Source organism: Cedecea neteri NBRC 105707 = ATCC 33855 (genome assembly GCF_001571265.1).
In the GTDB taxonomy this organism is placed as follows: domain Bacteria; phylum Pseudomonadota; class Gammaproteobacteria; order Enterobacterales; family Enterobacteriaceae; genus Cedecea; species Cedecea neteri.
In genome coordinates this window covers 53,135-70,992 of record NZ_BCTL01000024.1, presented here as the reverse complement: position 1 = coordinate 70,992, position 17,858 = coordinate 53,135, and the positions used below count along the sequence as shown (strand labels likewise).

The window sequence follows — 17,858 nt, the reverse complement described above, 5'->3', positions numbered from 1 at the left end:
GCGTGCTGTGAATGAATAAAATAAAATCTTCGGTGGCGACACTCGCTGCAACGTTATTTATTGCCCATCAGGCCGGGGCTGCGGGGACCTGGTCCGAGGCGCGTAACGATGCGATGGGGGGGACAGGCGTAGCTTCTGCTAATTATGGCAGCGGTGTATTAATCAACCCGGCGCTATTAGCCCGATCGAAACCAGACGACAATATTACCGTTATTCTGCCGTCTATTGGGGCGCAAATAACGGATAAAGATAACCTCCAGGACCGCATCGACGATATCAGCGATAAAGTTGATAACTATAAACAGGCCATTGGGTCGTTAACGCCGCGAGATATTCTTTTAAATCCGAATGGGACGTTAAATCAGTTTCGTAGCGCCGCGGGGGATTTAGCCGGCGAGCTTGAGGATTTACGAGGCGAGACGGCGCATGCCAAAGCCGCGGCGGGTATTGCAGTCAGTATTCCAAATGACACCCTCTCCGTTGCTTTTGTCACCAAGGCTTACGCACGTGCGAAGGTCAGCTCTTCAATCGATCAAAACGATATCGATTATCTGCACAGCATCCAGAATTCCAATCTGGTGGCGGGCAGCGTAGCGATTGATGCAGCGCTAAACGGCTCAGACCGTATCACCCGGAACTTGAACTCCACCGCCTCCGGACGTGCGGCTATCGTTTCTGATTACGGCATTGCGCTGGCCCACAAATTTGACGTCGGTGGCGTGCCGGTTTCCGTTGGCGTCACGCCAAAGCTGCAGAAAACCTGGCTCTATAACTACACCACCTCTATTTATGACTACCGCAGCGGCGACTGGAAGAACAGCCAGTACCGCAACGATGACACCGGATTCAACCTTGATGCCGGCGTGGCGGCCGATTTTGGCGAGAACTGGACCGTCGGCCTGAGTGGCCAGAACCTGGTTTCCCGCGATATCGACACCAAAGATATTCGCATCACTAACGGGCGTACCGGTGAGGTTCGCAACTACAAAGATACTTATCAAATCAGTCCGCTGGTTACCGCTGGCGTGGCCTGGCATAACGAGCTAGTGACGCTGAGCGCCGATGGGGATTTGACCGAAACGAAAGGCTTCAAAAGCGAGGCTAATTCCCAGTACATTGGCGTAGGTGCAGAAGTGAGGCCGCTTTCCTGGCTGGCAGTGCGTGCCGGTTACCGTGCGGATGTGAAAAGTAATGACAGCAACGTCTTTACCGGCGGGCTAGGGTTCGCGGCCGGCAAGCACGTTAACATCGATTTAATGGGATTGTACGGCGAGGACCAAACCTGGGGCGCAGGGGCTCAGCTGAGCGTAGCCTTCTGATGCTGAATGCCGGGGCAGCCTGATGCCCCGGCGCTGCTTTATGCTATAGTAGCGACCCTTTTTTAATCGTAGCCTGCGTAAACGTATGTCCTCACAAAGCAACCAGACTCCTTTCCAGCCGCACCGTTTCTCCATTGCGCCGATGCTCGACTGGACCGACCGCCACTGCCGCTATTTCCTGCGTCAGCTGTCCCGCCACACGCTGCTGTACACCGAAATGGTGACCACCGGGGCGATCATCCACGGTAAAGGGGACTATCTGGCCTATAGCGAAGAAGAACATCCGATTGCGCTGCAGCTTGGCGGCAGCGACCCACAGGCGCTGGCACATTGTGCGAAGCTTGCCGAAGCGCGCGGTTACGATGAAATCAATCTTAACGTTGGCTGCCCTTCCGATCGTGTGCAGAACGGGCGCTTTGGTGCCTGCCTGATGGGCGAAGCTCAGCTGGTTGCCGACTGCATTAAGGCGATGCGCGACGTGGTTTCTATCCCGGTGACGGTGAAAACCCGCATCGGCATTGATGACCAGGACAGCTACGAATTTCTCTGTGATTTCATCGGCACGGTGGCAGGTAAGGGCGAATGCGAGATGTTCATCATCCACGCGCGTAAAGCCTGGCTTTCTGGCCTAAGCCCGAAAGAAAACCGTGAAATCCCGCCGCTGGATTACCCGCGTGTCTATCAGCTCAAGCGTGATTTCCCGCATCTGACGATGGCCATTAACGGCGGTATTAAGACGCTGGAAGAAGCGAAAACGCACCTCCAGCACCTGGATGGCGTGATGGTCGGGCGTGAGGCTTACCAAAATCCTGGCCTGCTGACGACGGTTGATCGTGAAATTTTCGGTGCAGATGCTGCAGACAGCGATCCTGTTGCCGTAGTGAGAGCGATGTATCCGTACATTGAACGCGAGCTGGCGAACGGCACTTACCTGGGCCATGTGACTCGTCATATGCTTGGGTTATTCCAGGGCATACCGGGCGCGCGACAATGGCGCCGCTACTTAAGTGAGAACGCCCATAAAGCCGGGGCAGGCATTGACGTGGTTGAACACGCGCTGTCTTTGGTTGCCGATAAACGCCAGCTCTAGCCGTAAAGCAGCCGGGATAATTTAGGTATTGAGGAGCAGATCACAAGCCTGAACTTAAACCCGGCGGCGTCATTTCATTTATTTATTAAATCTGCGACTATCTTTTGGCAGTAACAAGAATTCATCGCGCTGTACCCTACATACAGCACGAACAAAAAAGAAAGGGCTTCCTCCGGGAAGCCCTAATTCTTTGTGGATTTTAAAATAACTACGGAATCAACAAACTCGACCCTTGTGTTGCGCGGCTCTCCAGCGTCTGATGAGCAAGTACCGCGTCCTTAAGCGCAAATTTCTGATTTCCCGCTACATCCACCTTAATCGCGCCGCTGGCGATCAGCGAAAACAGCTCGTGGCAGGCCTCATCGAACTCTGCGCGGGTGGTGAGATAGCCGTTCAGAGAAGGGCGCGTCACATAGAGCGATCCCTTCTGATTCAGAATGCCCAGGTTCACGCCGGTCACCGGCCCGGAAGAGTTACCAAAGCTGACCATCAGCCCACGGCGCTGCAGGCAATCGAGGGAAGCCTCCCACGTTTCTTTCCCAACCGAGTCATAAACCACCGCCACTTTCTTACCGCCGGTCAGCTCTTTGACGCGTTCAGCGATATTTTCGTGCTGATAGTTGATGGTCTGCCAGGCCCCAGCCTGCTGGGCGCGATCGGCTTTTTGCGCCGAGCCGACGGTACCAATCAGTTTTGCGCCTAGCGCCTTCGCCCACTGGCAGGCGATTAAGCCCACGCCACCGGCCGCCGCGTGGAACAGGAAGATTTCATTGGCTTTGACTTCGTAGGTTTTACGCAGCAGGTAAAACACGGTCAGGCCTTTCAGGAACGAGGCTGCGGCCTGTTCGAAAGAGATAACATCCGGGATTTTAGCGACCTTATCGGCCGGCGCATTGTGTACGCTGCTGTAGGCGCCGAGACCGGATTGCGCGTAAACAACGCGATCGCCAACTTTCAGATGAGTGACGCTGCTGCCGACCTTGCTGATAACGCCGGCGGCTTCGGTGCCCAGCCCGCTCGGCAGCGCCGGAGGCGGATAGAGCCCGCTGCGGATATAGGTATCAATGTAGTTAATACCAATAGCCTTATTCTCAACCTGAACTTCGTTTTCCGCCGGATCTTTCGGCGTAAACTCAACGGCTTTCAGTACTTCAGGCCCGCCGTGTTGGCTAAATTCGATGCGCGTTGCCATGGAAACTCCTTGTGTCGAAGAGGGACAAGAATGGTTATACTTCCCGGTCTCTCACTATGAATTTGGTAGCTCCCTCACTATGGCAGGAAATAAACCCTTCAACAAACCGAAAGAACCCCGCGACCGTCAGGTAGAAGGGCTGAAGATGCCGCCGCACTCGCTTGAGGCGGAGCAGTCGGTGTTGGGCGGTTTAATGCTGGATAATGAACGCTGGGACAACGTCGCCGAGCGCGTGGTCGCCAACGACTTCTTCAGCCGTCCGCACCGCATGATCTTCACTGAAATGCAGCGCCTGCTCGAAATGAGCAAACCCATCGACCTGATTACGCTTTCCGAATCCCTGGAACTTCAGGGCCAGCTCGAGAGCGTCGGCGGGTTTGCTTATCTCGCTGAGCTTTCTAAAAACACGCCAAGTGCGGCGAACATCAGCGCTTATGCAGATATCGTGCGCGAACGTGCAGTTGTACGTGAGATGATCGCGGTCGCCAATGAAATCGCGGATGCTGGCTACGATCCGCAAGGGCGTACCAGTGAAGATTTGCTGGATCTTGCCGAGTCCCGCGTCTTCCAGATTGCCGAAAACCGCGCCAACAAAGACGAAGGCCCGAAAAGCATCGACCAGATTCTGGAAGCTACGGTGTCGCGTATCGAGTCCCTGTACCAGACACCGCACGACGGCGTCACGGGCGTGGATACCGGCTATCAGGATCTGAATAAGAAGACCGCGGGCCTCCAACGCTCCGACCTGATTATCGTGGCGGCTCGTCCGTCGATGGGTAAAACCACCTTCGCGATGAACCTGTGCGAAAACGCCGCCATGCTGCAGGACAAACCGGTGCTGATCTTCAGCCTCGAGATGCCCGGCGAGCAGATCATGATGCGTATGCTGGCGTCGCTCTCGCGCGTGGATCAGACCCGAATCCGTACCGGCCAGCTGGACGATGAGGACTGGGCGCGCATCTCCAGCACCATGGGCATCCTGCTGGAGAAGCGCAACATGTACATCGATGACTCCTCCGGCCTGACGCCTACCGAAGTGCGTTCCCGCGCCCGCCGTATTTATCGCGAGCATGAAGGCCTGAGCATGATCATGATTGACTACCTGCAGCTGATGCGCGTGCCGTCTTTGTCCGATAACCGTACGCTGGAAATCGCCGAGATTTCACGCTCGCTCAAGGCGCTGGCAAAAGAACTTCAGGTACCGGTGGTGGCGCTGTCGCAGCTTAACCGCTCCCTGGAACAGCGTGCCGACAAACGCCCGGTTAACTCCGACCTGCGTGAATCCGGCTCCATCGAGCAGGATGCCGACTTGATCATGTTCATCTACCGCGACGAGGTTTACCACGAAAATAGCGACCTGAAAGGTATCGCGGAAATCATCATCGGTAAGCAGCGTAATGGCCCCATCGGTACCGTGCGCCTGACCTTTAACGGCCAGTGGTCGCGTTTCGATAACTACGCCGGGCCGCAGTACGACGAAGAATAAAAAATCCTCGTCATCTTTCAAGCCGCCTTACTGTGACCTGAATGATTAAGAGGATTTGCACAATTTAATCCAAACATTGAGCAAGGAACGAACATGCAAGCGGCAACCGTCGTCATTAACCGCCGCGCTCTGCGACACAACCTGCAACGCCTGCGCGAACTGGCTCCGAACAGTCGCATGGTGGCAGTCGTGAAAGCAAACGCTTATGGGCATGGTCTGCTGGAGACCGCCCGCACCTTAGAAGACGCCGATGCTTTCGGCGTTGCCCGTCTCGAAGAAGCCGTGCGCCTGCGGGAGGGCGGCATCACCAAGCCGATCCTGCTGCTGGAAGGGTTCTTCAATGCTGAAGACCTGCCTGTTATCGCCGCCCAAAATTTTCAAACGGCAATCCACAGCATTCAACAACTGGAAGCGCTTGAGCAGGCCGAACTGAGCCAGCCTGTTACCGTCTGGATGAAGCTGGACACTGGGATGCACCGCCTCGGCGTACGGCCGGAAGATGCGGAAGCTTTCTATCAGCGCCTGGCCGCCAGCAAAAACGTTAGCCAGCCGGTGAACGTGGTAAGCCATTTTGCCCGTGCCGATGAGCCGGAATCCGACGCCACGCCGCGTCAGCTCGACATCTTCAATTCCTTTACCGCAGGCAAGCTGGGGCAGCGTTCTATCGCCGCCTCGGGCGGCATTCTGCTGTGGCCTGATTCGCACATGGACTGGGTTCGCCCCGGCATTATTCTGTACGGCGTTTCTCCGCTGGAGCAAAAACCGTGGGGCGAGGATTTTGGTTTCCAGCCCGTCATGTCCCTGACCTCAAGCCTGATAGCCGTTCGCGGCCATAAAGCCGGTGAGCCGGTCGGCTACGGCGGTACCTGGATTGCCGAGCGTGACACCTGCCTTGGCGTGGTGGCGATGGGCTACGGCGACGGTTACCCGCGCAGCGCGCCGTCCGGCACGCCGGTGCTGGTCAATGGCCGCGAAGTGCCTATCGTGGGGCGCGTCGCTATGGACATGATTTGCGTTGATTTGGGGCCGGATGCCGCTGAAAAACCGGGCGATAGCGCGGTGCTTTGGGGCGATGGCTTGCCGGTCGAACGCATCGCTGAATACTCAAATGTAAGTGCTTACGAACTTATCACTCGCCTGACGTCAAGGGTGACCATGAAGTATCTGGACTGAGTGTCCTCGCCTGGTTTACAGTGGAAATCCGCGAACTGTAAACCAGGAGAACCTCACCGTGTTTCAAAAAGTTGACGCCTATGCTGGCGACCCGATCCTTTCCCTCATGGAACGCTTTAAAGTCGATCCGCGCAGCGACAAGGTCAATCTCAGCATCGGCCTCTATTACAATGAAGACGGGGTGATCCCGCAGTTACAGGCCGTGGCAGAAGCTGAAGCTCGCCTGAACGCGCAGCCTCACGGCGCCTCTCTCTATTTGCCGATGGAAGGCCTGAATGGCTACCGCAGCGCGATTGCGCCGCTGCTGTTTGGTGCCAATCATCCGGCGCTGGTGGAAGGCCGTATTGCGACCGTACAGACCCTTGGCGGTTCCGGTGCTTTAAAAATAGGCGCTGACTTCCTGAAAACGTATTTTCCTGATTCTCAGGTGTGGGTCAGCGATCCTACCTGGGAAAACCACGTCGCCATCTTCGAAGGCGCGGGTTTCACCGTGAATACTTACCCGTGGTTCGACAGCGAAACCAACGGCGTGCGCTTTGAGGCGCTGCTGGAAAAACTGAATACTCTGCCTGAGCTTAGCATCGTGTTGCTGCATCCTTGCTGCCATAACCCAACTGGCTCCGACCTCACCGACAGCCAGTGGGATGCCGTCACGGAAATTCTTAAAGCACGCAATCTCATCCCGTTCCTCGACATCGCCTATCAGGGCTTTGGCGCGGGGATGGAGCAGGATGCTTATGCCATTCGCGCGATAGCCTCCTCCGGGCAGCCGATGCTGGTCAGTAACTCTTTCTCTAAAATCTTCTCCCTGTACGGTGAGCGCGTGGGCGGGCTTTCGGTGGTGTGCGAAGACAGCGATGCCGCAGGGCGTGTGCTGGGCCAACTGAAAGCCACCGTGCGCCGCAACTACTCCAGCCCGCCGAACTTTGGGGCGCAGGTAGTGGCGACGGTTCTGAACGACGAGAAGCTGAAAGCCAGCTGGATTGCCGAAGTGGAAACCATGCGCGTGCGTATTCTGGAAATGCGTCAGGTGCTGGTGGAAGTTCTGACCAAAGCCGTGCCGGGGCGTAACTTTGACTACCTGGTGAAACAGCGCGGCATGTTTAGCTACACCGGGTTAAGTGCGGCTCAGGCCGACCGCCTGCGCGAAGAGTTTGGCATTTACCTGCTCACCAGCGGCCGCATTTGCGTTGCCGGGCTTAACCACAGCAACGTCCAGCGCGTGGCGCAAGCGTTCGCTGCGGTAATGTAAGTGCTTGCTAACTTAATTTAATTGTTGCATGTCCCTTTTTCCTCTCCCGTTTGGGAGAGGAAGTCCCTTCTCTTATTCTGTGACCCTGCCTGTTTTCTCTGACACAAAACTGAAAAAAATCTTTGTCGATCGGTCCCCGGCAGGTATGGTCGGAAGGCTTTATGGCAAGGCTGCTCATTTTAACAACGATTAAAAACAGAAAATTAAAGGGAAAACAATGCGTAAGATCGCTCTGGCACTCAGTGCCGTCTGCCTGCTGGTGGGCTTCAATCACGCCGCTTTGGCAACCGAATCTGCCCCCGCTCCGCTAAATCCTGGCGTCACCGTGGCACAGCTGGCGCAGCAGGTGCCAATTCACTGGGTTTCCGTGGCACAAATCGAAAACAGCCTGCTTGGCCGTGCGCCTATCGCCGTCGGGTTTGATATTGACGATACCGTGCTGTTTTCAAGCCCGGGTTTTTACCGCGGGCAAAAAGAGTTTTCTCCGGGTAAACAGGACTACCTGAAAAACCCGGCATTCTGGGAAAAGATGAACAACGGCTGGGATGACTTCAGCATGCCCAAAGAAGTGGCAAAAAGCCTGATCACCATGCACCTCAAGCGCGGCGACAGCGTGTACTTTGTCACCGGGCGCAGCCAGACCAAAACCGAAACCGTCACCAAAACCCTGCAAAGCGACTTCCTGATCCCCGAGCCGAACGTTAATCCGGTGATCTTTGCCGGGGATAAAGAAGGCCAGAACACCAAAACGCAGTGGCTGAAAGAGAAGAAAATCAAAATCTTCTACGGCGACTCAGACAATGACATCACCGCCGCGCAGGACGTCGGTGCCCGCGGGATTCGCATCCTGCGAGCCTCGAACTCCAGCTACCAGCCGCTGCCGAAAGCAGGCTCGTTTGGCGAAGAAGTTATCGTTAACTCCGAGTACTGATCGCGACAGGAAAAACGGCAGCTCACGTTAATGGGTTGCCGTTTTTTTAATCAATTCTCTCGTCTGTTATGCGCTTTTGGCGCACACTTAATCCTGCCGCGAATGCTTCCGGCCAGACTATCAGGACGAGGAAATCGAGATGACGAATTCGGAACTTCTAGAGTACTGCATGAAGAAACCAGGCGCAGAGCAGAGCGTGCATAGCGACTGGAAGGCCACACAAATCAAAGTCGGCGATGTACTGTTTGCGATGGTGCATGCGGAGAATCATCGCCCGGCGGTCTCCCTCAAGGCGACGCCAGACCTGGCAGAGCTTCTGCGTCAACAGCATCAGGATGTGTTCCCCAGCGCCCATTTGAATAAGGCACACTGGAGCACGCTGTACCTGGACGGTTCGCTGCCCGGCTCGCAAATTTACTATCTGGTGGATGCTTCGTATCAGCAGGCGGTGACATTGCTGCCTGAGCAGGTCAGGCAGCAATTGTCGGTTTGACTATTTCATCTTCAGCAACGGTTTGAGGAACCGCGCGGTATGGGATGCTTCGCAAGTGGCGACGGTTTCCGGCGTGCCGGAGACCAGAATCTCGCCGCCGCCGCTGCCGCCTTCCGGCCCCAGATCCACAATCCAGTCTGCGGTTTTAATCACGTCGAGGTTGTGTTCAATCACCACAATGGTATTGCCCTGATCCCTGAGCTGATGCAGTACTTCCAGCAGTTGCTGGATATCCGCAAAGTGCAGGCCAGTGGTCGGCTCATCGAGGATATACAGCGTCTGGCCGGTACCACGCTTGGACAGCTCACGCGCCAGCTTCACGCGCTGCGCTTCACCACCTGACAGCGTGGTTGCTGACTGGCCGAGACGAATGTAGGACAGGCCCACGTCGATCAACGTTTGCAGCTTGCGCGCCAGGGCCGGCACGGCATCGAAGAACTCACGTGCATCTTCAATGGTCATATCCAGCACTTCGTGAATGCTTTTGCCTTTGTACTTAATCTCCAGCGTTTCACGGTTATAGCGTTTGCCTTTGCACTGGTCGCACGGCACGTAGATATCCGGCAGGAAGTGCATTTCCACTTTGATCACGCCGTCGCCCTGGCAGGCTTCACAGCGCCCGCCGCGAACGTTGAAGCTGAAGCGCCCCGGCGTATAGCCGCGTGAGCGCGCTTCCGGTACGCCAGCAAACAGCTCGCGAACGGGAGTGAACACGCCGGTGTAGGTCGCCGGGTTGGAACGTGGCGTACGGCCAATCGGGCTTTGGTCTATGTCGATAACCTTGTCGAAATGCTCCAGGCCCTGAACGTCACGGTACGGTGCCGGTTCTGCGATGGTCGCCCCGTTCAGCTGGCGCTGGGCAATCGGGAACAACGTGTCGTTGATCAGCGTCGATTTTCCGGAGCCGGAAACCCCGGTAACACAGGTAAACAGCCCCACCGGCAGCGTCAACGTGACGTCCTTCAGGTTGTTACCCTTCGCACCGGAGAGCTTGAGCACTTTTGACGGATCGGCGGCAACTCGCTGTTTCGGTACCGCAATTTCGCGTTTGCCGCTCAGGAACTGCCCGGTCAGGGACTCAGGCACCGCAATAATATCCTTCATGGTGCCTTCCGCAACCACCTGACCGCCGTGAACGCCCGCGCCAGGACCAATATCGATAATATGGTCGGCGGCGCGAATGGCATCTTCGTCGTGCTCAACCACAATCACCGTGTTGCCGAGGTTACGCAGGTGAATCAGGGTTTCCAGCAGGCGTTCGTTATCGCGCTGGTGCAGGCCGATAGAGGGCTCATCCAGCACGTACATCACGCCGACCAGCCCGGCACCAATCTGGCTTGCCAGACGAATACGCTGGGCTTCACCGCCGGACAATGTTTCTGCCGAGCGGGAGAGAGAAAGATAGTTAAGGCCGACGTTCACCAGGAACTTCAGGCGATCGCCGATCTCTTTCAGCACTTTTTCCGCGATTTGCGCGCGCTGGCCGCTGAGCTTCATGTTCTGGAAGAATTCCATCGCATGGCCGATGCTCATATCAGAGATGGTCGGCAGCGCGGTGTTTTCGACAAACACATGGCGCGCTTCACGGCGCAGACGGGTGCCTTCGCAGCTGGTGCAAGGGCGGTTGCTGATGAACTTCGCCAGCTCTTCGCGCACGGCGGAAGATTCGGTTTCTTTGTAGCGGCGCTCCATGTTGTGCAGCACGCCTTCGAACGGATGGCGGCGCACGGAAGTGTCCCCGCGATCGTTCATGTACTTGAATTCGATAGTTTCTTTGCCGGAACCGTGCAGTACCACTTTCTTCACCGTGTCGCTCAGCTCGTTCCACGGAGATTCCACGTCGAACTTATAGTGCTCGGCCAGCGAGCGCAGCATGGTGAAGTAATAGAAGTTACGGCGATCCCAGCCACGGATGGCGCCGCCGGCCAGCGACAGCTCGCCGTTTTGTACCACGCGATCGGGATCGAAATATTGCTGGACGCCCAGGCCGTCGCAGGTCGGGCAGGCCCCGGCCGGGTTGTTAAAGGAGAACAGGCGCGGTTCCAGTTCGCGCATGCTGTAGCCGCAAACTGGGCAGGCAAAGTTGGCGGAGAACAGCAGCTCTTCCGCTTTTTCATCGTCCATGTCGGCGACAACGGCAGAGCCACCTGACAGCTCCAGCGCGGTTTCAAACGACTCGGCCAGGCGCTGGGCGATATCTTCGCGCACCTTAAAGCGGTCGACGACCACTTCAATCGTGTGCTTCTTCTGCAGCTCTAATTTTGGCGGATCGGACAAGTCACAGACTTCACCGTCAATGCGTGCGCGGATGTAACCCTGGCTGGCCAGGTTTTCCAGCGTTTTGGCGTGCTCGCCTTTGCGATCTTTAATGATCGGCGCGAGCAGCATCAGACGTTTGCCTTCCGGCTGCGCCAGCACGTTATCCACCATCTGGCTGACGGTTTGTGCCGCGAGCGGAATGTCGTGATCCGGGCAGCGCGGTTCGCCTACGCGGGCGTAAAGCAGACGCAGATAGTCATGGATTTCCGTGATGGTGCCGACGGTGGAACGCGGGTTATGGGACGTGGATTTCTGTTCAATAGAAATCGCGGGCGACAACCCTTCGATATGGTCGACGTCCGGCTTCTCCATCAGCGACAGGAACTGGCGCGCATAGGCGGAGAGGGACTCAACGTAGCGGCGCTGCCCTTCTGCGTACAAGGTATCGAATGCCAGTGAGGATTTGCCTGAACCCGAAAGCCCGGTGACAACAATCAGTTTGTCGCGCGGAATGACGAGATTGATATTTTTGAGATTGTGGGTGCGGGCGCCCCGAACTTCGATCTTATCCATTCACCTTTCCCGGAATAATGACTGCATGCGCCTGGTATGTATATGAGGTACAACCGACGGCCAGAAACGGCTAATTATGACACAATAAAACCTGAATGAATATCCAGTGCTTTAATGAAACGAGCTATACTTAGCCGACATTCTGGAATGTCCCTCGCAGCTATAAACATTGTGGGTGGCATAGTGTAGAATCCCCGGTTTAGACTATTTAAAACCGTTTCAGGAGACACGAACATGGCCAGCAGAGGCGTAAACAAGGTGATTCTCGTTGGGAATCTGGGTCAGGACCCGGAAGTACGCTATATGCCAAATGGTGGCGCAGTTGCCAACATTACACTGGCCACGTCAGAGTCCTGGCGTGATAAGCAAACCGGCGAAACCAAAGAAAAAACCGAGTGGCACCGCGTAGTGCTGTTCGGCAAACTGGCAGAAGTGGCCGGTGAATACCTGCGTAAAGGTTCTCAGGTTTACATCGAAGGCGCACTGCAAACCCGCAAATGGACTGACCAGGCTGGCGTGGAAAAATACACCACCGAAGTCGTGGTTAACGTTGGCGGCACCATGCAGATGCTCGGCGGCCGTCAGGGCGGCGGTGCACCGGCAGGCGGCAACGGCGGCCAGCAGCAGGGCAGTTGGGGTCAGCCTCAGCAGCCACAGGGCGGCAACCAGTTCAGCGGCGGCGCGCAGTCTCGTCCGCAGCAGCAGAGCGCGCCAGCGCCATCTAACGAACCACCAATGGACTTCGACGACGACATCCCGTTCTGATCCATTGCAGGTGTAAACCTGCACAAGATGAACAAATAAAACCCTGCCTGGCAGGGTTTTTTCTATTATTGTGGTATGAAATCTGCCGGACAGGTGACCCTCGGATAAGGAAGATGCCGTGGCATTTTTAGGGTTTGTCAGTGAGAGTGAATGTCAGCGGCAGGCAGAAGCTACGCCCCACCTGCCTTCGTTTAGCTTTTATGAAAAGCATCTATCGCCACCCATTAATGGCTCGCCTGAGGTCATTATTCAGGCCGTTCTGGGGCTGAATATGGAAGACGATCCGGTTATCCGTCGGCTACTTCGTTTGCGCCAGCTGCCTCGCCGCCTGAGTCGGGCTTTTTTTAAGTCAGGCAGCGCTGAGCCAGCCGACTCATTCGGGTTTGGATCTTTCACTCTGCTTCACCAAAGCAGCCACGAAGCCTCTTTCGGTTTAGTCGGGCGTTTCTGGAGGCCATTGCTCGACGTAGCGTCTCTGAAAGATGCCGAAGCCTTCCAGCGTTTTGCCGACCCACGTGCGGCTAAACTGGTTTTGCGCTTTGATGTCACGCCGGGGCAAAATGGCGCGGCGGTATTACGTACTGAAACCTTCGTGTATTGCCCAACGCCACGTGTGAAAACCCTGTTTGCTCTCTATTGGATGCTCATTCGCCCGGCCAGCGGCTGGATCAGGCGGCGCACGCTACTCGGCATCCAGCGAAAGCTGGCGGCCGTGTTGCCAGGCAGCCAGCAGTAAGAACAAAATCGCGGCCAAAACTCCTCGTGGTGGAAAGTATCCCGCCAATATTAGCTGGTGGGGGAATGAGAAATCGTGCCGAGCACTTCCTTGCTCCAGTCATAAAACGCCCGTACCGTCGGGGAAACATGGCGGCTTTGCGGGTAAACCAGAAACAGCGGCATATCGACGGCGTACTCGTCCAGGCAGGCAATTAACGTGCCGGTGGATAAGTAGGAACTCACCAGGTAGCTGGCTACGCGAATTAACCCCATACCCTGAAGCCCGGCCTGGATATAGGCGTCGGTATCATCAACCACCAGCGTCTCTTTCATCCTTACGGGGACGTCACGGCCTTGCCGGTCAAAATGCCACTCGATTGTGCGCCCGGTGGCGTGTGAGAGGTAGCCTACGGCGTGATGATGTTGCAAATCCTCTAAGGTCTTAGGCGTTCCGAATTGAGAGATGTATTGCCCGGAAGCCAGTACTGACCACCTGAAGCGCGCGATCTGGCGGGCAACCAGCGTGGTGGAATCCTCTACCGCACCCGCCCTAATAACGCAGTCAAATCCCTCCTGCACTAAATCCGTAACCCGATCGCTTGAGCAAAGCACCAGTTCCAGTTCAGGATAGCGCGCCATAAAGCTCGGTATTTCCGGCAAAATGCAATGCCGGGCCAGCGACTGCGGCAGGCCAATCTTAAAGCGACCTCGCGGCTGCCCGGCTTTTCCGGGGAAGGAGGATTCCAGGGCGGCTATATCACCGAGGATTTTTTTACATTCTGCGTAATAGTTCTGGCCGTCGGTCGTGACGCTTAGCTTTCTCGTCGTGCGCTGAAGAAGCTGCACCGCCAGAGAGTTTTCAAGGTCTTTAATCATGCGGGAGACGGTTGATCTCGGTAGCCCAAGTAGCTCCGAGGCTCGGGCGAAACTTTGCGTTTCAACCACGTGGCGGTAGACCCGCATGGCTTCCAGTTTATCCATTGAATCCTCCGTCAGTTCGGCGAAATTATCCCATTTTTGCGAACAGTCTAACCCGGTCAGGGCGGCTTATCGCTCTCTAATCACGCCGGTAGACTCTGCAATGATGTAGCAATTCTGCTGCAAGTAAAGAGTCTGGAGAGTGATATGACTATCAATGCTGAGAAGACAGATGAAAAGATATTGGTGCTGGGCGTGGGACAACTGGGCGCGGCCATTCTGGACGCGCTGCAGCCAGCTGTCTCGGGTTCAGGCCGGACGATAACCGCCAGCGTGTCGCCGGGATCGCTCAATGAGCACGGTCGGCCGGTTTCGCCGCGTCACAAAAAGTACGCCGAAGCCGGGATCGATTTTATCGCGCTGGATATCGCGGCCAGCGAGAGCGACGCTTTGGTGCCGCTGTTTCGGCAATTCGACACCGTCATCAATTGCATGGGATTTGTCGCAGGCGAAGGTACACAGCTTAAAATTAGCCGCGCGGTGATTCAGGCAGGCGTCAGCCGCTATTTCCCGTGGCAGTTTGGCGTCGATTACGATGTGGTGGGCAAAGGCAGCGGGCAGCCGGTATGGGACGAACAGCACGATGTCAGAACGCTGCTGCGAAGCCAGAGCGTGACCGAATGGGTGATTGTCTCCACCGGGATGTTCACCAGCTTCCTGTTTGAGCCAGCGTTTGATGTGGTCAATCTGGATAAGCAAACCGTCAACGCGCTGGGGGGCTGGGATACTCAGGTTACGGTCACTTCACCGGAAGATATCGGCCGGCTCACTACGGCCATTTATCTTGAGCAGCCTCGCGTGGCTAACCAGGTGGTGTTTATCGCCAGCGAAACGCTGACCTATGGCAGACTGGCAGAGATTGTCGAGCGCACCAGCGGCAAATCATTTAGCAAAGCGGTTCTGAGCCTGCCGGACTTACAGGCCGGGCTTAGCCGTCATCCGGATGACGTCATGCTGCGCTATCGTACCGCTTTTGCGCGCGGCGAAGGTGTCTGGTGGCCGATGGAAAAAACTTATAACTTCAGTAAAAAAATCCCGGTTCAGGATGTGGCGCACTGGCTGCAGTTGCACCTGAAAGCATAAACAAGCACAGGTCAGGTAATGACAGACAAAATTGATGGCGTTCTGCGCCCAGAACACATTATCCCGTTCCCTGATTCCATTAGCGATGAGGCACAGGCGGTGCTGCGTCGCCAGGTGGATGAGAACGGTATGCCCCACAACGCACGCTTTGCAATGCCGTCGCACACCGACGGCGACGCCTGGAAGCAGATTCAGGCCACTTCGGCGGCCTGGTATGCCGAAGCCATGAAATCCCGGTCTGCGAGCGGCGAGGCGGAAGCACAAACGCTGGAAATTGCGCAGGCCACGGTGCATGTTGCCACGCCTGGCGTGTTGGATTCGGAACATCACGTGCTGGTGGATCTCCACGGCGGGGCATTTACCTTTGGCGGTGGAGAGGCCTGCAAGGCCAGCGCCAGCACCCAGGCTTTGCACTACGGGCTCCGCTGTTACAGCGTCGATTATCGCATGCCGCCTGAACATCCCTATCCCGCCGCGCTGGATGATTGCCTGGCCACATACCGTTATCTGCTCGACCGTTATGCGGCAGAAAATATCGTGATTGCCGGGCGATCTGCAGGGGGTAATCTCGCCGCCGCGATGGTGCTGCGGGCGCGTGATGAAGGCTTGCCACTGCCAGGGGCGTTAGTGCTGCTCTCGCCGGAGGCTGACCTTACCGAGTCCGGCGACAGCTTCCAGGTGAACCAGCTCGTGGATGTGGTGCTGCCGGGATCGCTGAGGGAAAACAACCTGCTTTATGCCGCAGGCGTTGAGTTAACGCATCCTTATCTTTCGCCGCTGTTTGGCGATTTTACCCGTGATTTCCCGGCAACTTTTATTCAAAGCGGCACGCGGGATTTATTCCTGTCGAATGCGGTGAGGCTACACCGGGCGTTGAGAAAAGCGAATGTCGAAGCCGAACTGCACGTTTTTGAGGCGATGCCGCACGGTGGGTTTATGGGGGCGCCCGAAGACAAAGAGCTGGTTGAAGAGGTGGCGAAATTTATTCGCCGCCAGTTCAGGCAGGAGAGCTAAAGGCAATAAAAAAGCCGGTGGCGAAGGTTCGCGACCGGCTTTTCTTTATACGTAAAAAATTACGCGTTCAGCAGAGGCTCTGCGGTTTTCTCCACCAGCGCCAGCAGGACTTTGACATCCTCCAGGGTCACAGTTGGGTTCAGCAGGGTCAGCTTCAGGCAAGTGACGCCGTTATGCTCGGTCACGCCAACGTTCGCACGGCCGGACTCCAGCAGCGCATCGCCAATTTTCTGGTTCAGCAGTGCGATTTCCGCATCGCTGCGGCCAGCCAGGCTTGCCGGACGGAAGCGGAACAGCACGCTCGCCAGCTGAGGCTGCATCACCAGCTCCAGAGAAGCGTGGTCAGCCACATAGGCGGCCACGTTCTTCGCCATAGTCACACCGTGATCGATGATTTCGGCGTACTGTTTCTGGCCCAGCGCTTCCAGGCCCATCCACAGCTTCAGGGCGTCAAAGCGGCGGGTGGTCTGCAGCGACTTGGACACCAGGTTTGGCACGCCTTGCTCTTCGTCGAACTCGGAGTTCAGGTAGGCCGCCTGGTAGCGCATCAGCTCGTAGTGGCGAGCATCTTTCAGCAGGAACGCGCCGCAGCTGATGGTCTGGAAGAACTGCTTGTGGAAGTCCAGGGTTACGGAATCCACCAGCTCCAGGCCGTTCAGGTAATCGCGATACTTCTCGGATAGCAGCAGCGCGCCGCCCCAGGCTGCATCAACGTGTACCCAAATCTGGTGCTCAGCGGCCAGCTTCGCGATGTCGCTCAGCGGGTCGATAGCGCCTGCATCTGTCGTACCGGCAGTGGCGACGATAGCCATGATCTGCTCGCCGTTCGCCTTCGCCTGGGCGATTTTAGCCGCCAGGTCGTTAACGTCCATACGGGCAAACTCATCGGTTTTCACCAGCGTGACTGACTGGTAGCCCATGCCCATCAGCGCCATGTTTTTCTGCACGGAGAAGTGGGCATTTTCAGAGCACAGCACCCGGATTTTGCGGATGTCGCCGGTCAGGCCGTCCTGCTGGACGGAGTGGCCCTGACGCGCAAAGTAAGCGTCACGCGCCAGCATCAGACCCATCAGGTTGCTCTGGGTACCGCCGCTGGTGAACACGCCCGCATCGCCAGGCTGGTAACCTACCTGAGCGCGCAGCCATTCGATCAGCTTCATCTCGATGATGGTCGCCGATGGGCTTTGATCCCAGGAGTCCATGCTCTGGTTGGTGGCGTTGATCAGCACTTCTGCGGCCTGGCTAACCACCAGGCTTGGGCAGTGAAGGTGCGCCACGCACTGCGGGTGGTGCACCAGCAGGCTGTCTTTTAAGAAATACTCAATCGCACGTTCAATCGCGACCTGGTTGCCCAGGCCCTGTGGATTGAAGTCGAGCTGAATACGTTCTTTCAGCTCGGCGACGGTTTTGCCCTTGTACATCTGGGGCTGCTGCAGCCATTCCACTACAGCCTGGCTGGTCTGGGCGATCGCCTGCTGGTACTCCTCAATGCTCTGCGCAGAGGAGGCCAGAATCGGGTTAGATCGGGACATA

15 protein-coding genes are annotated in these 17,858 nt (G+C 56.5%); 11 read left to right on the top strand and 4 right to left on the bottom strand.

The window, feature by feature from the left end; all coding sequences use genetic code 11:
- The first annotated feature begins 11 nt into the window (after positions 1 to 11).
- Complete coding sequence (locus CNE01S_RS11175) at positions 12 to 1,319, top strand: conjugal transfer protein TraF (protein ID WP_061276026.1); 1,308 nt, start codon at positions 12 to 14, stop codon at positions 1,317 to 1,319.
- Between the two features lie 85 nt (positions 1,320 to 1,404).
- Positions 1,405 to 2,409, top strand: a complete 1,005-nt coding sequence (gene dusA, locus CNE01S_RS11170; protein ID WP_061276025.1) for a tRNA dihydrouridine(20/20a) synthase DusA — start codon at positions 1,405 to 1,407, stop codon at positions 2,407 to 2,409.
- A gap of 208 nt (positions 2,410 to 2,617) precedes the next feature.
- Here the strand turns inward: dusA and CNE01S_RS11165 are convergent, their stop codons facing one another.
- Positions 2,618 to 3,601: a quinone oxidoreductase gene (locus CNE01S_RS11165; RefSeq protein WP_061276024.1), complete on the bottom strand. Its 984-nt coding sequence runs from the start codon at positions 3,599 to 3,601 to the stop codon at positions 2,618 to 2,620.
- Positions 3,602 to 3,680: 79 nt separating this feature from the next.
- Between CNE01S_RS11165 and dnaB the strand changes: the two genes are divergently transcribed.
- The 5 genes from dnaB to CNE01S_RS11140 all read left to right on the top strand — a co-directional run bounded on the left by dnaB (position 3,681) and on the right by CNE01S_RS11140 (position 8,936).
- On the top strand, positions 3,681 to 5,087 hold the full coding sequence (gene dnaB / locus CNE01S_RS11160) for a replicative DNA helicase (RefSeq protein ID WP_008455821.1): 1,407 nt from the start codon (positions 3,681 to 3,683) through the stop codon (positions 5,085 to 5,087).
- A 93-nt stretch (positions 5,088 to 5,180) separates the two neighbouring features.
- A complete protein-coding gene (gene alr / locus CNE01S_RS11155; RefSeq protein ID WP_061276022.1) occupies positions 5,181 to 6,260 on the top strand; it encodes an alanine racemase in 1,080 nt (359 codons plus the stop codon).
- 58 nt (positions 6,261 to 6,318) lie between these two features.
- Positions 6,319 to 7,512: an amino acid aminotransferase gene (locus CNE01S_RS11150; protein ID WP_061276021.1), complete on the top strand. Its 1,194-nt coding sequence runs from the start codon at positions 6,319 to 6,321 to the stop codon at positions 7,510 to 7,512.
- Positions 7,513 to 7,729: 217 nt separating this feature from the next.
- Positions 7,730 to 8,443 carry an acid phosphatase AphA gene (gene aphA / locus CNE01S_RS11145; RefSeq protein WP_061276020.1) on the top strand — a complete coding sequence of 238 codons (714 nt, stop codon included), beginning with the start codon at positions 7,730 to 7,732 and terminating at the stop codon, positions 8,441 to 8,443.
- A 139-nt stretch (positions 8,444 to 8,582) separates the two neighbouring features.
- Complete coding sequence (locus tag CNE01S_RS11140; protein WP_061276018.1) at positions 8,583 to 8,936, top strand: MmcQ/YjbR family DNA-binding protein; 354 nt, start codon at positions 8,583 to 8,585, stop codon at positions 8,934 to 8,936.
- Here CNE01S_RS11140 and uvrA read toward each other — a convergent pair whose 3' ends face one another.
- The gene (gene uvrA, locus CNE01S_RS11135; RefSeq protein ID WP_061276011.1) at positions 8,937 to 11,768 is read right to left on the bottom strand and encodes an excinuclease ABC subunit UvrA; all 2,832 of its coding nucleotides are present in this window, start codon (positions 11,766 to 11,768) and stop codon (positions 8,937 to 8,939) included.
- Positions 11,769 to 12,002: 234 nt separating this feature from the next.
- On the opposite strand from uvrA, the gene ssb1 reads away from it, so the two are divergent.
- Together ssb1 and CNE01S_RS11125 are read left to right on the top strand one after the other, a co-directional pair.
- The gene (gene ssb1, locus CNE01S_RS11130) at positions 12,003 to 12,533 is read left to right on the top strand and encodes a single-stranded DNA-binding protein SSB1 (RefSeq protein WP_061276009.1); all 531 of its coding nucleotides are present in this window, start codon (positions 12,003 to 12,005) and stop codon (positions 12,531 to 12,533) included.
- A gap of 118 nt (positions 12,534 to 12,651) precedes the next feature.
- Positions 12,652 to 13,269, top strand: a complete 618-nt coding sequence (locus tag CNE01S_RS11125; protein WP_061276007.1) for a hypothetical protein — start codon at positions 12,652 to 12,654, stop codon at positions 13,267 to 13,269.
- 50 nt (positions 13,270 to 13,319) lie between these two features.
- Here the strand turns inward: CNE01S_RS11125 and CNE01S_RS11120 are convergent, their stop codons facing one another.
- A complete protein-coding gene (locus CNE01S_RS11120; protein WP_061276005.1) occupies positions 13,320 to 14,231 on the bottom strand; it encodes a LysR family transcriptional regulator in 912 nt (303 codons plus the stop codon).
- A gap of 144 nt (positions 14,232 to 14,375) precedes the next feature.
- On the opposite strand from CNE01S_RS11120, the gene CNE01S_RS11115 reads away from it, so the two are divergent.
- Positions 14,376 to 15,311, top strand: a complete 936-nt coding sequence (locus CNE01S_RS11115) for an aromatic alcohol reductase (RefSeq protein ID WP_061276004.1) — start codon at positions 14,376 to 14,378, stop codon at positions 15,309 to 15,311.
- Positions 15,312 to 15,329: 18 nt separating this feature from the next.
- Positions 15,330 to 16,325, top strand: coding sequence for an alpha/beta hydrolase (locus CNE01S_RS11110; protein WP_061276002.1), 996 nt, complete (start codon positions 15,330 to 15,332; stop codon positions 16,323 to 16,325).
- 59 nt (positions 16,326 to 16,384) lie between these two features.
- Here CNE01S_RS11110 and CNE01S_RS11105 read toward each other — a convergent pair whose 3' ends face one another.
- Positions 16,385 to 17,857: a pyridoxal phosphate-dependent decarboxylase family protein gene (locus CNE01S_RS11105; RefSeq protein WP_061276000.1), complete on the bottom strand. Its 1,473-nt coding sequence runs from the start codon at positions 17,855 to 17,857 to the stop codon at positions 16,385 to 16,387.
- Position 17,858 lies beyond the last annotated feature (1 nt).